The organism is Schinkia acidoalkalinis, assembly GCF_054301215.1.
On the sequence record NZ_CP182573.1, the window covers coordinates 3694438 to 3711082 of the forward strand.

Sequence of the window (16645 nt, forward strand, 5' to 3'; positions counted from 1 at the left end):
AAGAGTGATGACAAGTGTGTGGAATAACAGGATGGATTCATTATCATCAAGATTTAAAGCCACAATCAGGCTCAGTAAAAAAGATGGCGCAGACATTAGGGAAGCGGGGACCGGATGCTACCAATATTTATAGCGCCCCCCATGTTTTACTTGGGCATACAAGACTCATTGTTGTCGATCCAGCAGGAGGAGCCCAACCGATGACAAAAGCAAAAGCTGACCGAACCTATACAATGGTTTATAATGGTGAGCTTTATAATACAGAAGATATTCGCTGTGAACTATTGAAGAGGGGATATACATTTCAATCGCATTCAGATACTGAGGTTTTACTGACTGCCTATCTCGAGTGGAAAGAACAATGTGTAGAGCATCTAAATGGAATCTTTGCTTTCGCAGTTTGGGATCATCTGGCTGAGCAACTTTTTATTGCCAGAGACCGTCTTGGCGTGAAGCCGCTTTTTTACAGTGAAAAAAATGGCTCATTGCTGTTTGCTTCAGAATTAAAGGCAATCTTAGATCATCCGGATGTCAAAGCTGAAGTCGATCGTGAAGGATTACAAGAGATTTTTGGTTTGGGACCTTCCAGAACGCCCGGGCATGCAGTTTTTCGCGGGATTAAGGAGCTTAGACCGGCACATCTATTAATCTATAATCGTAATGGTTTAACCGTTAGGCGTTATTGGAACGTCGAAAGTAAAAAGCATGATCACTCATTGGCTGAAACGATAGACGTAATCAAATACCTTGTAACCGATGCTGTTGAACGGCAGTTGGTGGCCGATGTTCCTGTTTGTACATTTTTGTCTGGGGGTATTGATTCAAGCGCGATAAGTGCGATAGCTTCAGAATATTTCAAAAAAGCTGGTAGAGGGACGCTTCATACGTATTCAATCGATTATGAGCACAATAGTGAATTTTTTAAAGCAAATTCATTTCAACTAGATGAAGACCGACCATGGTTTCAAAAAATGGAGAAATACTTGGGTGTGGTTCATCACCCAGCCATAATCAATCACGCAGAACTTGCTACCCGCTTAGAGGATGCAGTACGAGTCCGTGATTTGCCAGGTATGGCTGATGTAGATTCTTCCCTACTCTGGTTTTGCGAACAAATCAAAAAAGACTACACAGTTGCGTTGTCTGGTGAATGTGCCGATGAGATTTTTGGAGGGTATCCATGGTTTTACCGCGAGGATTTATTAAATGAAGCTAGTTTTCCATGGATGAAATCAGAGGAAGAAAGGCGCCAGCTTTTGCGACCACATTGGCAGAACAAACTTGATTTAAAAAATTATGTGAGTACACGCTATCAGGAAACACTTAAAGAAGTCCCACTTTTAGCAGGAGAAAATGAATTAGAGGCACGACGCCGGGAAATGTTCTACTTGAATATGATCTGGTTTATGACGACACTCTTAGAAAGAAAAGACCGCATGAGCATGGGGGCAAGTTTGGAGGTCCGTGTTCCTTTTGCAGATCATCGCCTTGTTGAGTATGCATGGAATATACCGTGGGAAATGAAAATGCTGAATGGCCGAGAAAAAGGCATTCTACGAAAAGCCTTAGAGGGAATATTACCGCATGATGTACTTTACCGAAAAAAGAGCCCATATCCTAAGACCCATCACCCAGAATATCTGAAACTAGTAAAGAATATGCTAAACAACATTGCCGAAAATAAAACTTCCCCTCTACTTGAATTCATCTCAGAACAAACACTCAAAGAAATGATTTACTCTAACGGTTCTTCCTTTAAAACACCATGGTTTGGGCAGCTTATGACAGGCCCACAGCTTATTGCACATCTAATACAAATAAACATCTGGTTGGATCAATATAACATAAATATATTAGACAGTTAAAGAAGAGAAGATTAATAGAAAGAAGGGATTTTTAATGGATGAATTATATTTAGTGAATAGTGTTTGGATTATGCTAGGCGCCATTTTAGTGATTTTAATGCAAGGAGGATTTATTCTACTTGAAGCTGGTTCAACAAGAATGAAAAATGCCGGGCATATTGCGGGGAAAACGATCTTTACATTCGGCATTTCTTCACTTGTGTTTTGGGCAATAGGATATGGGTTTATTTTTGGAGAACATGCTAATCTTCTTGTGGGATTATCTGATTTCTTTTATTCCGGTTTTGAAAAGGAAGGATCAAGCTATTCAACCACTGTTTTCTTTTTGTTTCAATTAGCATTTGCAGGCATTTCGTTAACAATTGCCTTCGGTGGGTTTGCCGAAAGAGCAAAATTATCCGTCTATCTTCTATTTTCACTGCTTTTTTCAGCGACAGTCTACCCTGTTATTGCTCATTGGATTTGGGGTGGGGGCTGGTTGGCTGAGCATGGAAAACAGGATTTTGCCGGTTCTACTGTCGTCCATTTAACAGGTGCGATGGCAGCATTAGCAGCAACCATCATATTAAAGCCGCGGATTGGAAAATACAATAAAAATGGCACTGCCAACAATTTGTATGGTCATAATCAAGTATATACAGCACTAGGAGTCTTACTATTGTGGGTTGGTTGGTTTGGTTTTAATGCTGGCAGTACGCTGGGTGTTGAAAATGGCTTTTTTGGTTTTGTGGCTCTAAACACGAACTTAGCAGCTGGTGCTGGAGCATTTAGTGCTTTGATAATTTCATGGATTGTCTTAGGAAAATCTGATGTTCCAACGATGCTAAATGGAGCATTAGCAGGGCTTGTTGCCATTACAGCTTCCTGTGCTTTTGTTGAAACATGGGCAGCTGTTGTCATCGGCTTTTTAGCAGGGATTCTCGTCTTCTATAGCGTTAGGTTTATTGAGAAATGTAAAATAGATGATCCTATCTATGCTCTTTCTGTTCATGGTGCTGCAGGTGTATGGGGAACGCTTTCAACTGGACTTTTTGCCACAGAAGAATTAGCCACGGTTGGTAAACCAGGATTGTTTTATGGTGGAGGGCTAACGCAGTTGGGTGTGCAAGCGATGGGAGTCACCATTTCGGCTCTATATGCATTTGTTGTTTCCTTTATTATTTTGCTAGTTATAAAGAAAGTGATGAAAGGGATTAGAGTAACGGAGGAAGAAGAATTAATGGGATTAGATATAAGTGAACATGGCAGCTATGGGTACCCAGAAGCATTTGAATCAAAGGAGCAAAGAATAGTCTAATCTTTGCTAGATTACCGAAGGATGTGTTTGTGTGAATTCCTCGTACACACCATATAAATCGTTGAAAAAGTGGCGTGACAACCACGTTGCAACCCATCAGTTCAAGGCTGATGAGTTGCATCATTTTCATGAGCTTGTTTTAAAAAAAGTATATGCAATTACATTAGAAATAATGATATCAGAAAATGGGCTTCCACCATGTGAATTTACATGGTTTATGATGGGAAGTGCAGGAAGGTGTGAACAGGCTGTTATCAGTGATCAGGATCATGGCATAATATATGAAAAAACTAGTGAACAGGCCTCTATTTACTTCTTGGATTTTGGGAAAAGGCTTTGTTTAGGCTTACATTATCTAGGCTATCCATACTGTGATGGAAATGTAATGAGCTCGAATTCATTATGGTGCCAGTCAATAGCTGGATGGGAAGAGCAAATAAACAACTGGCTGAATGAAGCGTCTTGGGAATCCGTTCGCTGTTTGATTATTTTTTTTGATGGAAGAGCAATAGCTGGAGAGGCCGAACCCGTTTTAAAGCTAAAGAGACTCATCCATCAAGCTGTTGAAAAACATCCTCTCCTATTAGGAAGATTTCTTGAGAATACAATGTATATGGAAAAGTCAGTTGGCTTATTTAATCATTTTTTAACCGTTGGCCATGGCCCTTATACGGATTGTATTGATTTAAAAAGAACTGCATTTTTTCCTTATGTAAATGCTATTCGAATACTGGCAATCAAAGAAAATATTTCGGAAACATCAACGATTTTGCGCTTGGAGTCACTTTTACAAATAGCACCATACTATCAAAACTTGGAAATCTATTATGCGAATTTTGTCCATTTGTTGGGGATTCGCCTTCATCATGCATTTAAAATGAAATATGAAGAGATTCATTATCTTCAAGTAAAAAGACTTAGCAAGGGTGAGAGGCGTGCACTAAAACAAATATTAAAAGATGGTAGGAAGCTGTATCACTATGTAGGGTCCATCGTTAATAGGGTGATAAAAAATGAAATTTGACCCTTTTATTCACTGGATGAAGCAGATCCATAGTAAGCTGAATTCATCAATCTACGGATCGTTAGTGCAAGGCAATTCGCAACACTTGGCATTTTTAAGAAGTTTAGAAAAAGAAATACAAAGAAAAAGCAGCTTATATGCTCCGCTAGATGAACTAAATGTCGTTGTTTTTGATTTTGAAACAACGGGTTTTAATCCAGAAAAAGGGGATCAAATTCTCTCTATTGGCGCGGTAAAATTGTTGGGCTTGGGAATGAGTATTAATAATGCAGAAACATTTTATTCTCTCGTTCGATTTGAAGGTTGTTTATCTCCGGGAATTAAACAGCTAACAGGGCTTAAGGAGGAGGAGCTAAAGGATGCCCCTCCGCTTTCAGATGTACTTGTTCAATTTTATCAATTTGTTAATGGAGCACCTCTTGTTGCACATCATGCCAATCACGAAAAGAAATTTCTCCATCAAGCCAATTGGATGCTTTTTAAAACAGGTGTCAAACATAGAATTGTCGATACTTCGTTAGTATTTGCCGTTGCTTGTCCTGGTGCAAAACTAATCCGCTTAGAGGATTATTGTCAGCATTGCGGTCTGACAGTTCAGGACAGGCATCATGCATTAGGTGATGCCCAAATGACAGCACAGCTATGGTGTATATATGTAAAAAAACTCTATGACGGGGGTTGTGAAACTTTAAACGACATATACAATCGAATTGCATTATTATAGTCTCATATTGAGCCAAAATAAAAAAAAGCCGAAAAGGCTTTTTTATTTTGGCTGCCATTTATACAAAAATAAAATATAAAGTAAACAAGACAGCAAGTACATACATAATCGGATGGACCTCGCGGTATCGCATTTGCGATAATAACGCCAATGGATAAAGGATAAAGCCCAGTGCTATTCCTGTAGCAACACTATAGGTTAGCGGCATCATGATGATCGTAACAAAGGCTGGAAGGACAACTTCTAACTTAGTCCAATTAATTTTACTGACTTCCATCGCCATAAGAGCCCCGACGATGATGAGGGCAGGTGCCGTTACCTCCGGTGTAATTACTGATAAAATCGGTGAAAAGAATAGCGCAATAAAGAAACAAGCAGAAATAACAATTGATGTAAAGCCAGTTCTGCCACCGACTGCAATTCCTGCAGAAGATTCTACAAAGGAAGCGGTTGTTGAAGTACCAAAAATAGCTCCGAATACACCAGAAGTGGAGTCAGCAAGTAATGCTCGTCCAATATTTGGTATTTGATTATTCTTCATTAGACCAGCCTGACTGGCAACAGCGATAAGAGCACCAGCCGTATCAAAGAAGGCTACAAATAAGAAGGTGAAGATCACAGCTAATATTTGTGGGCTAAAGATATTGCCTAAGTTAGAGAAGACTACTCCAAAGGTTGGCTTAAGGCTCGGGATGCTACCCAACATGGAGGATGGAACATCAATTAAACCTGCAATCATCCCGATAATCGTTGTAATCACCATACCATAAAAGATTGCTCCATGTATTCCCCGCACTAACATAAGAACGGTTAGGATAAAACCAATCACAGCTAATGCAGTTAGGGGAGTGGTTAAATCTCCAATTGATACAAAAGTAGCTTTATTAGAAACGATAATTCCTGCATTTTTTAAACCGACAAAAGCAACGAAGAAACCGATACCAGCAGCGATAGCATGTTTTAAATCCTGGGGTATTACATTGATTATTTTTTCGCGGATTTTAAACAGGCTCAAAACTACGAAAATAATACTAGCTACAAACACGCCTGTTAGGGCAACCTGCCATTTAATCCCCATTCCAATACAAACAGAAAAAGTAAAAAAGGAATTTAGACCCATACTAGGTGCAATACCAATTGGAAAGTTTGCTAGTATGCCAATTAATAATGTACCAACAATAGCTGAAAGGGCAGTCGCTGTAAATACAGCACCTTGGTCCATACCAGTCTGACTAAGTATGATTGGATTTACAACCAAGATATAAGCCATGGAGAGAAAGGTCGTAATCCCGGCTAACGTTTCTTTCTTATAGGATGTATTTCGTTCTTTGAATTGAAAAAATTTCACCATATTAACTTATGTTCCTCTCGGTGTTAAATTTAAAATAAAATAAGCTTTGGTAAAATAGCTACCAAAGCTTATGATCTACAAAAGGAGTAGGAACGTTTCATTTCACTAATCCTTGTAGTCAAGCTATTTATGGTAGCTGGTAGAAACGTTCAAGCCATATTCCTGAACATATACAAGGTTATTTAATTCGTTATATAGAAATAATAGAATAAATCTTATCAAGGACTGGGAAGCTCGTCAATAGTAATTAATATTGTTGTTATTTTTCATTTATTTTGACAGATTGATAGTTTGGCCATTATATTTTCGTAAACACGATCCCGAGTATGGCAGAAAGAACGCCCAGTAATTGATATCTTTTTAACTTTTCTTTATAGAGCCAACAGCCACCAAGAACGACAATTAGACAATTTAAACTAACTATAGGGAAGACGATGCTTGCTGTACCTGTGTTTAAGGCATAGAAATAACTGCCATAACCAACCACGCTGATGAGCCCTACTAGAGACCCAGTTTTAACCTCTGGAAGCAGCCATTTCTCTTTTCCTATTAGGCTATTAATAGCGAGGTAGATGCTCCCGCCACCATACATACTGATTAATGTATTTAAAGAGTTAATTTGCAGATAAGACGATGTTTTCATAAGGATGCCCAATACTCCAAATGAAAAAATAGCAAAAATAATTCGACTTATCCAGGCCGTATATTCAATATCTCCTCTCGTTTGATTTGGAGAATATTGAATAACAACAGCTGATCCAAGCATTAAAATAATACCAATCCATTGGATTAGAGTAATATGTTCATGAAAAATCAAGGCGGCACTTAATATAGGAAAGAGAGTATTTGTCCCAATTAACGGAGATGTTAGGCTAGCCGGTCCTTTTTCGAATGCTTTAGACATTTGGATATTTCCATTTGCATTAAGGATGCCAATCAACGCTCCAAGACCGATCGTCAGTAAATTAAACTGAGCAATTCCAACAATTAATCCATAGCCAATAGATAAGAGAAAAGCTACGAAATAAAAGAAAAACTGTATATGAACCTTCGATAAACCCTTTCCTGTGCTCCATTTGAATATCATATTATTCAAACCAAAACACAGCATAGTTACAAACGCTGCTGCAATCCACACCTTTAATCCCTCTTTCTCGATTTTATTATTTGCTACTATTCTAATCCTGTAACTACTATTTCACAATACTTATTTACGTAATGCAATATATGGATATAAAGAAAAATAATAGGGAAAGATAGGGGTAAAGTTTTTGTATAGTATTATTATTTAGGAGGATTAATTGTGGTAAATTTACAAAACAATATGGAATTTGAAATTAAAAACAATTTTATGCCAAATTTATATAACTCTGACAGATTAAAAATATTAGAAGTCTCCTCAAATTGTGTTGTTGTTCAAATGGAAAACTCTAAAAGTCGTGGGGTTTTTCCATTGGATAATTTTCAATACTGGATTAGAAAAAACTCACTAGTTCATATTTTGGATGAAGAAGAAAGGATCACAAACATTGGTGAGTAAGTAATTCGTTAAAGTAGAAAAGGCTGACAATTTTACTTTTAGTCAGCCCTATTCGTTATATGAATTTATGTTTGAAGCTTTGTTATGAAGTACAATTCATTTTGAAACTTTTCCAGAAGCTGACTAAAGGAATAATTAATTAAGAAAGGATAAAGATTTTCAAGCGCTTCAGCATAGTTTTGACCTAACCCTTCCCTGAGGGCAGCATACTGGTGAAAGAGCAGCGCCTTCTCAAAATCAATGCCCAGTTCATGCAACCCTTTATACAGTTCTGCTTTGGGGATTTTTTTTATTTTAGTAAAAATCTTTTCATTTTTCTCAATGTATTTTCCCTCTAGATAGTGGATTACATAATCGGTATAAATCATTTGACCAAGTTGATCTGTATCCTTTTTACTATTATTAAAGCCGATTACTTGTTGGCTATTGTTTTCGCGAATAATAAACGTTTTATTGCCTTGTAAATGGGTAATAAAGCTTTTTACACTTTTATCAAATATTTTGTTAAATTGAATAATTTCATGTAGTTTAACAGCAAACTCTCGATGTTCTTCACCAACAACAAATAATCTGTCTACAATGGGCAATAATTTAAGAACTCCTTCGGAAAGTTGGCTTGATGCATCATAAATAATAATATCGTATTCTTTCTTCAATTGTTTCACTTTTCTTGTTTGCTCTAGTGAAGAAAATCTTGAAAATTCATGTATAAGATGATCCGATATCTCTTCTTTTTCCAATGTTCCGTAGGAAATAAATGCGACCGTTAATGCGGTGTTCATTTTTAACCAATTATAAATAGAAAGAGACAACTCCGTAACACCGGATTTAGCTTTTGGTGAATAGAAACCTACTAAATACATATTTTTCAATCACCTGCCTTTTTTACTATTATATTCATTAAGACAAGCAAATGTTTGGACAAACCACCTGTGAGAATGCTTCTGCAACATTAAGTATAGTTTGAAAAATTTTCCATCATTTTGCATATTCATTGGATTTCCATAATATTTTATTTATACATGGAGAAACTAGTTAGATGTGGGAGAGGTTTATAAATCTGAAAATTGAGACTTTTCAATTTTTATGTTATAATCTGTTTGTGGAATAAATAATAACAATTTTTGCCAAAATGAGAATGATTAACGAAGAGATAGGGAGGTATTTTATGTATCAAGTTAAAGAAAAAGAAAGATTATTCATTTATACGGGCCCGGATGGTTCTGGAAGAAAAACGATTGCGAAAATGGTTTCTACAGTCTTTGATATGGAGACTGTGATCTCTTATACGACCAGGCAGCCAAGACATTATGAAACAGACGGCGTAGACTATCATTTTGTAAGCGATGACATTTTTGCCAAGATGGAAGAAAAACAGGAGTTTATAGAAAGTGTTGAAATCGATGGATTTCACTATGGGATTCGCGAAGAGGATGTCATTAAAGCATTTGAAAACCATCAATTTGTATACTTAACATTAAATCCTGAAGGAACAGAGAAGCTAAAGAGAATGTATGGTGATCGCGTCATTCGATTATTTATCTATGCAGACCGTGAAACGGTTATAAGTAGACAGAGGGAACGACAAGATTTAGAGGAAGATATCGAGCGTCATTTAAATCATTACGATGAAACAATGAGTTATAAAAAAGATTGTGAACATTCTTTTGAAAACTTTGATTCACCGCAAGTTTCATTTCAGGTTAGTGAAGTGATAGAGAAATATTTAAATCGTAATCTTGTGCAAACAGATTACTAATTAAAGAAACAAGAGACTGACTCCAAAAAACGGGTCAGTCTCTTTTCAGATTGCAATAATTTATCTAAACTTCTTGTATTTCACTAAACATGGCTACGTAATTTTTAACTTCACCACCGTCATTTTTTACCGTATTAATGGTCAACCATGTTAAATAAAGTTGGCCGTCTTTTCTTTTATTCCAAACATGACCATTCCAAAAGCCTTTTTCTTTTACAGCCTGCCACATTTTTTCATAAAATTCCTGATTATGTTTTTCGGATTTAAAAATACGTGGGTTTTTACCAACTACTTCATCTTCACCAAAACCAGTTACATTTGTAAAAGCAGGATTTATTTTTTCAATTTTTCCATTTAAATCGGTAACCATAATTCCTTGTGTTGAGTGATCGATAATTTCGTTCGCCATTCCTAATTTATCCTGGTAGAACATCCAAATTACAATAATCAAACAAGCCATAGCCACTTGGGAAAGAGCCATATAGCCAATTGCATAGTGTCCGGTTAAATTAAACAAAAATGTTAACAATAAAGGCGGGAAGAAGCCACCCAATCCTCCCATGGCAGCAACAAGGCCGTTCACAATTCCACCTTGTTTAGAGAAATACATAGGTACTAACTTAAAAATAACACCATTACCGATTCCTGCAAAAAGTGAAATCGATAAGCAGCCTATTGTGTAATAAAGTAACGATGGGTTAAACGCGAGTAATACTCCTGATAATGTTAAAGCTGCAAAGACAAACATTAAAATCTTAAATGAATTAAATTTATCACCGAGCCATCCACCTACTGGGCGAATAAAAGTACAAAGAGCAATAAAGCCTGCTGTTCTTAATCCGGCATCCACTTTATCTAATCCAAAATTAGAAACGAGGAAATTCGGTAAATATACAGTGAATGTTACAAATACCCCGAAAGTTAAGAAATAAAATAAGCATAAAAACCAAAGTTTTTCATTTTTATATACACTAGCAAATTGTTCTTTAAATGAAGCAACAACTTTTGGTTCCTTTTTATCCCCTAATAAAAAATTTAACAATGCAATAATCAATACAAGGACGATATAGAACCGCACTGTTGTCTGCCAGCCAAATTGATTTGCTAAAACCGGTGCTGCAAATGTAGTAATGGCTGTTCCGATGTTACCAACACCGTATATACCATTTACAAAGCCATGGCGTTCCTTTGGATAGTACTTTGGTAGGGAAGTAACCCCTACTGAGAAGATAGCTCCACTTAGACCTAAAAACAGTCCGCCAATTAGTAAATCTGCAAATGAATCAGCGATGCTGAGATAAAAGATTGGAAACACTAGTAGTAAAAAACTAATCAAAAATAAGTTCCTTGCTCCAAAACGATTGGTCCAGAAGCCGATTGGTATTCTTAAGATTGATCCTAGCACAACTGGAATCGCAGTTACTAATGATAGTTGATTTGCTGATAATGTGATGTCACCTTTTATAAAAACCATTAATGACGATAAAATAACCCACACCATAAATCCAGCAATAAGACTAAATGTTTGCAGAGGCAATTGTATCGATTTCACCTTCATAATCCCCTTTCCTTACTAAAAAACTTACCATTAATTATCTGTGAATAAATATTCTCTTGCATGCCATCATGGTAATGAAAAATAAAAACTTTAAGATGTGAGGTCTCTCACACATTTTTTTAAGTTCATGAATTTGTCACAAATGGTGAATTTTGAACTATATTTTAACAATCTTGCCGGCTGTAAATGTGTCTATTTTGTGACAGGTGTCGATTTTGTGAACAACCTCACTGTTTAAAAGTTATCTATATTGTTTCATTGTCAGTAAGAAATGATTCAAAAAAAACATTCTAATACAAGATGTTTAGAAAATCAGATGTGAGGAGAGAGTTCTTATGAAGAAAAAGCGTTCGCCTTTACTTAATCGCTTAAAATATCTGACTCCTATTGAAAAACAAGCAAATAATCATAGTCAAACTACTTATGAAAATCGTGACTGGGAACAAGCGTATCGTAACAGATGGCAGCATGATAAAGTAGTCCGCTCAACACATGGTGTAAACTGTACCGGATCATGTAGCTGGAATATCTACGTGAAAAACGGGATTGTGACCTGGGAAGGACAAAATCTAAATTATCCGTCAACAGGTCCTGACATGCCTGATTTCGAACCCCGTGGATGTCCACGTGGAGCAAGCTTTTCTTGGTATATATACAGCCCGCTGCGGGTCAAATATCCATATGTCCGTGGAGTTTTACTACATATGTGGCGCGAGGCTTTGAAGACAAATTCGTCACCGCTGGATGCGTGGAAGAGTATTGTAGAAAGTCCTGAAAAAGCAAAGGCCTATAAACAGGCAAGAGGAAAGGGCGGCTTAGTTCGTGCAGAATGGGACGAGGTTTTAAAGCTTGTTTCTGCTTCTATTCTCTATACAATTATCAAATATGGACCTGACCGCAATGTAGGCTTTTCACCAATTCCGGCAATGTCTATGCTCAGCTATGCCGCAGGTGGTCGCTTTATGTCATTAATCGGCGGACCTATGTTAAGCTTTTATGATTGGTATGCTGACCTTCCGCCTGCATCACCACAAATTTGGGGTGACCAAACAGACGTACCGGAGAGTAGTGACTGGTACAATTCCGGTTATATTATGACATGGGGTTCAAATGTACCACAAACTCGTACACCTGATGCTCACTTTTTAGCAGAGGTGCGCTACCGTGGAACAAAAGTTGTTTCTATAAGCCCTGACTATGCTGAATCAACGAAATTCGCTGATGACTGGATGAAAGTTAAACAAGGCGCTGACGGTGCTTTGGCAATGGCAATGGGGCATGTTATTTTAAAAGAGTTTTATGTAGACAATCAGCATGACTATTTCATAAATTATGCGAAACAATACACAGACTTTCCTTTTGTTGTTACTTTGAAAAAAGATGGAGAACACTTTTTGCCTGACCGTTTCCTTAACGCAGTTGATCTCGGAAAAGAGGTCGAGAATGGTGAATTTAAGCCGGTTCTCTTTAATGAAAACAATGGCAAATTAGTCATTCCACACGGCACGATGGGTTCTCGTTGGGAAGGAAAAGCAAAATGGAACTTAAAAATGATTGATGAAGAAACTGGTGAAAGTATTGAGCCAAGACTTTCTTTTAAAGGTATAGAAGAAGGAATAGAAACTGTAAAAATACCGTATTTCTCTCATCAAGGAAATGAAGTTCTTTATCGGAATGTACCGGTAAGAAAAATTGAGAAGAATGGTGAGGTATTCTTTACAACAACTGTCTATGACTTGACTCTAGCAAACTATGGAATAAACCGTGGGCTTGGCGACGATGCTGCACAATCGTTTGATGATGACATTCCGTTTACACCAGCTTGGGCAGAAAAAACGACTGGAGTAAAGAAAGATCTTATTACAAAAATTGCTCGCGAATTTGCACAAAATTCACTTGATACAGATGGTCGTTCAATGATTATTGTCGGCGCTGGTATTAACCATTGGTTTAACTCCGATACGATTTACCGTGCTGTCTTAAACCTTGTTCTTCTCGTTGGTTCCCAAGGTGTCAACGGTGGCGGTTGGGCGCACTATGTTGGCCAAGAGAAGCTAAGACCTGCAGAAGGTTGGCAAACAATCGCAACAGCAAAGGATTGGACAGGACCAGCGAAATTACAAAACGGTACGTCGTTCTTCTACTTTGTGACAGACCAATGGCGTTATGAAGAACAACCGGTAAGTGAGCATATTTCACCAGTTTATGAAAAGGCTCGTTATGACCATTATGCAGACTATAATGTCATGGCTGCAAGACTAGGATGGCTTCCGTCTTATCCGCAATTTAATCAAAATAGTATTGATTTATATAAAGAAGCTGAAGCGGCAGGAGCAAAAACGACGCAAGAAATAGGCCAATATGTTGCTAAACAGCTAAAAGAAAGGAAATTACAGTTTTCGATTGAAGATCCTGATAATCCGATTAACTTCCCAAGAAATCTATTTGTTTGGCGTTCAAACTTGATTTCAAGTTCTGGAAAAGGTCACGAATATTTCTTAAAACACCTATTAGGTGCAACAAACGGATTATTAAATGATGATACTGAAAGTCTGCGTCCGGAAGAAGTGAAATGGTGTGAAAAGGCACCAGAAGGAAAACTTGATCTATTAATTAATTTAGATTTCCGCATGGCTGGTACAGCTCTTTATTCAGATGTCATTCTTCCAGCAGCAACATGGTATGAGAAACATGATTTAAATAGTACGGATATGCACCCGTTTATCCATCCATTTAATCCGGCTATTTCTACTCCATGGGAAGCTCGTTCCGACTGGGAGATCTTTAAATCAATGGCAAAAGCCGTTTCTGAATTGGCGCGAGAATTAGATTTAGAGCCAATGAAGGAAGTTGTGGCAACGCCGCTTCTTCATGATACACCGCAGGAATTGGCACAGCCGCTAGGTGCAATAAAAGATTGGAGCAAGGGTGAATGTGAACCTATTCCTGGAAAAACAATGCCGCAAATTCATGTTGTCGAAAGGGATTATAAACTCATTTACGATAAATGGATTTCTTTAGGTCCTAATGTGAAAAATTCACCACATGGTATTAAAGGAATCTCATGGTCTGCGGCAGAGGAATATGAGAAATTGAAAAATGTACTTGGTACCGTTAGCGGAGGTATTGCTGACGGCTGCCCAAATATTAATACAGCAAAAAGCGCTTGTGAAGCAGTATTGACGCTATCCTCTACTTCCAACGGTAGAATGGCTGTAAAAGCTTGGGAAGCACTTGAAAAGACAACGGATCTGGAGTTGGTGGACTTAGCTGCTGAGCGGGAAGAAGAATGCTTTACATTCGAGCAAATTACAGCACAGCCAAAAACGGTTATTACATCACCAGCTTTTAGTGGATCTGAAAAAGGCGGCAGACGTTATTCTCCGTTTACAACAAATGTTGAGCGATTGATTCCATGGCGCACTGTAACTGGTAGACAATCATTCTATGTTGACCATGAAATGATGCTGGAATTCGGCGAAGCAATGGCAACATTTAAGCCAATCTTACAGCCAAAACCATTCAGGAAAAGTCGCCCTGAAGTTGAGGGGAAAGAAATCATATTAAACTATTTGACACCGCATAACAAATGGTCTATCCACAGTATGTATTTCGATTCCCAGCCGATGTTAACACTCTTCCGTGGTGGACCGACTGTATGGATGAATAAAGATGATGCAGCTGAGGTCGGTATCGAAGATAACGACTGGATTGAATGCTTCAACCGTAATGGAGTTGTTGTAGCGAGAGCTGTTGTATCGCACAGACTCCCACGCGGAATGGCCTTTATGCACCATGCCCAAGACAGGCATATCAACGTACCAGGAACAAAATTAACTGGTAATCGGGGTGGTACACATAATAGTCCGACACGAATCCATATGAAGCCAACCCATATGATTGGCGGCTACGGACAACTTAGCTACGGCTTTAACTATTACGGACCAACAGGAAATCAACGTGACTTAAACGTTGTCATCCGTAAACTAAAGGAGGTAGATTGGCTTGAAGATTAAAGCGCAGATCGGAATGGTCATGAATTTAGATAAATGTATTGGCTGCCATACATGCAGTGTAACTTGTAAAAACACCTGGACAAATCGTCCAGGTGCAGAATATATGTATTTCAACAATGTAGAAACAAAGCCTGGCATCGGCTACCCAAAACGTTGGGAAGATCAAGAACATTACCGCGGCGGCTGGGAAGTGAAAAACGGTAAATTACAATTAAAATCAGGTACTAAAGTGAATCGTTTACTTAATTTATTTGCGAATCCAAACTTACCTGAAATTGATGATTACTATGAACCTTGGACATATGATTATGAAAATTTAACCGATAGTCCGGAGCGTAAAACACAGCCTGTTGCCCGTCCAAAGTCTTCGTTGACCGGAGAATATATGGAAATTTTATGGGGACCTAACTGGGAAGATGATCTTGCCGGTGCCCATGTAACTGGGCTAAGAGATCCTAACGTTGAAAAAATGGAAGAGCAAATTCGTACAGAATTCGAAGATGTATTTATGATGTATCTTCCAAGAATTTGTGAACACTGCATCAATCCATCTTGTGTAAGTGCTTGCCCATCTGGTTCAATGTACAAGCGTGATGAAGACGGCATTGTCCTAGTAGACCAAAATGCCTGCCGTGCCTGGAGACATTGTGTATCTTCATGTCCTTATAAAAAGGTTTATTTTAACTGGCAAACTAATAAAGCTGAAAAATGTACATTATGCTTCCCTAGAATTGAAGCAGGGATGCCAACGATTTGCTCTGAAACTTGCGTAGGCCGGATTCGTTATCTTGGTGTCATGTTATATGATGCAGATAAAGTGGAAGAGGCTGCATCTGTTGCCGATGAGAAGGACTTATATCATGCACAGTTAGGTATATTCTTAGATCCAAATGATCCTGAAGTAGTCAAGCAAGCAAAAGCAGAAGGAATTCCGATGGAATTTATTGAAGCGGCACAAAAATCACCAATCTACAAAATGATTATTGATTGGAAGATTGCGCTTCCACTACATCCTGAATATCGGACAATGCCAATGGTTTGGTATATCCCACCATTAAGCCCAATCATGAATATGTTTGAAGGTGTTGGAAGTACTTCAAATGCAGAAGATATCTTCCCCGCCATCGACGAAATGAGAATTCCGATTGAATACTTAGCAAACCTGTTAACTGCAGGCGACCAATCACATATTCGTAAAGTATTGAAAAAAATGGCAGTTATGAGAACTTACATGAGAAGCGTCCAAACGAATAAACAACCCAATGTTAATTTAATAGAACAGTTAGGACTATCGGAACAGGATATTAAGGATATGTACCGCTTACTGGCGATTGCAAAATATGAAGATCGCTTTGTTATTCCTGCCTCCCATCGTGAACAAGTGGCTGACCTTTATGATGAACAAGGAAGCTGCGGTTTAGCATTTGCAGGTGGTCCTGGCGCCTGCGGCACGTTGTAAGAAAAGTACAAGCGCCTTTTATTAAAGGCGCTCTACAAGCTATTAGTATTTT

12 protein-coding genes and 1 riboswitch are annotated in these 16645 nt (G+C 38.0%); of the genes, 8 read left to right on the forward strand and 4 right to left on the reverse strand.

Annotation, left to right across the window (positions count from 1 at the left end; all coding sequences use genetic code 11):
* Nucleotides 1–14: 14 nt before the first annotated feature.
* The 4 genes from asnB to ACNQFZ_RS18885 are packed head-to-tail and all read left to right on the forward strand — an operon-like array spanning nt 15 to nt 4910.
* Nucleotides 15–1865, forward strand: coding sequence for an asparagine synthase (glutamine-hydrolyzing) (gene asnB, locus ACNQFZ_RS18870; RefSeq protein WP_458412848.1), 1851 nt, complete (start codon nt 15–17; stop codon nt 1863–1865).
* Nucleotides 1866–1899: 34 nt separating this feature from the next.
* Nucleotides 1900–3162, forward strand: coding sequence for an ammonium transporter (locus tag ACNQFZ_RS18875; RefSeq protein WP_458412849.1), 1263 nt, complete (start codon nt 1900–1902; stop codon nt 3160–3162).
* A gap of 31 nt (nt 3163–3193) precedes the next feature.
* Nucleotides 3194–4186, forward strand: coding sequence for a DUF294 nucleotidyltransferase-like domain-containing protein (locus tag ACNQFZ_RS18880; RefSeq protein ID WP_458412850.1), 993 nt, complete (start codon nt 3194–3196; stop codon nt 4184–4186).
* The gene (locus ACNQFZ_RS18885; protein ID WP_458412851.1) at nt 4176–4910 is read left to right on the forward strand and encodes an exonuclease domain-containing protein; all 735 of its coding nucleotides are present in this window, start codon (nt 4176–4178) and stop codon (nt 4908–4910) included. The genes ACNQFZ_RS18880 and ACNQFZ_RS18885 overlap by 11 nt, the downstream gene beginning before the upstream one ends.
* 58 nt (nt 4911–4968) lie before the next feature.
* Here ACNQFZ_RS18885 and ACNQFZ_RS18890 read toward each other — a convergent pair whose 3' ends face one another.
* Both ACNQFZ_RS18890 and ACNQFZ_RS18895 read right to left on the reverse strand, forming a co-directional pair.
* Nucleotides 4969–6261 (reverse strand): NCS2 family permease, encoded by a 1293-nt coding sequence (locus ACNQFZ_RS18890; protein WP_458412852.1) that lies wholly within the window; start codon nt 6259–6261, stop codon nt 4969–4971.
* A gap of 95 nt (nt 6262–6356) precedes the next feature.
* Nucleotides 6357–6457: riboswitch (purine riboswitch) on the reverse strand.
* 102 nt (nt 6458–6559) lie between these two features.
* A complete protein-coding gene (locus ACNQFZ_RS18895) occupies nt 6560–7399 on the reverse strand; it encodes an EamA family transporter (RefSeq protein WP_458412853.1) in 840 nt (279 codons plus the stop codon).
* A gap of 165 nt (nt 7400–7564) precedes the next feature.
* Between ACNQFZ_RS18895 and ACNQFZ_RS18900 the strand changes: the two genes are divergently transcribed.
* Entirely contained in the window at nt 7565–7801 is a 237-nt protein-coding gene (locus tag ACNQFZ_RS18900) for a hypothetical protein (RefSeq protein WP_458412854.1), read from the forward strand.
* A gap of 65 nt (nt 7802–7866) precedes the next feature.
* On the opposite strand, the gene ACNQFZ_RS18905 is transcribed toward ACNQFZ_RS18900, so the two are convergent.
* Entirely contained in the window at nt 7867–8664 is a 798-nt protein-coding gene (locus tag ACNQFZ_RS18905) for a hypothetical protein (RefSeq protein WP_458412855.1), read from the reverse strand.
* A 305-nt stretch (nt 8665–8969) separates the two neighbouring features.
* Here ACNQFZ_RS18905 and ACNQFZ_RS18910 point away from each other — a divergent pair, with 305 nt between their 5' ends.
* Nucleotides 8970–9560: a guanylate kinase gene (locus ACNQFZ_RS18910; protein ID WP_458412856.1), complete on the forward strand. Its 591-nt coding sequence runs from the start codon at nt 8970–8972 to the stop codon at nt 9558–9560.
* A 64-nt stretch (nt 9561–9624) separates the two neighbouring features.
* Here ACNQFZ_RS18910 and ACNQFZ_RS18915 read toward each other — a convergent pair whose 3' ends face one another.
* Entirely contained in the window at nt 9625–11118 is a 1494-nt protein-coding gene (locus tag ACNQFZ_RS18915) for a nitrate/nitrite transporter (protein ID WP_458412857.1), read from the reverse strand.
* 335 nt (nt 11119–11453) lie between these two features.
* Between ACNQFZ_RS18915 and ACNQFZ_RS18920 the strand changes: the two genes are divergently transcribed.
* Together ACNQFZ_RS18920 and narH are read left to right on the forward strand one after the other, a co-directional pair.
* Nucleotides 11454–15134 carry a nitrate reductase subunit alpha gene (locus ACNQFZ_RS18920; protein WP_458412858.1) on the forward strand — a complete coding sequence of 1227 codons (3681 nt, stop codon included), beginning with the start codon at nt 11454–11456 and terminating at the stop codon, nt 15132–15134.
* Nucleotides 15124–16593 carry a nitrate reductase subunit beta gene (narH, locus tag ACNQFZ_RS18925; RefSeq protein ID WP_458412859.1) on the forward strand — a complete coding sequence of 490 codons (1470 nt, stop codon included), beginning with the start codon at nt 15124–15126 and terminating at the stop codon, nt 16591–16593. Before ACNQFZ_RS18920 ends, narH begins: the two co-directional genes overlap by 11 nt.
* Nucleotides 16594–16645 lie beyond the last annotated feature (52 nt).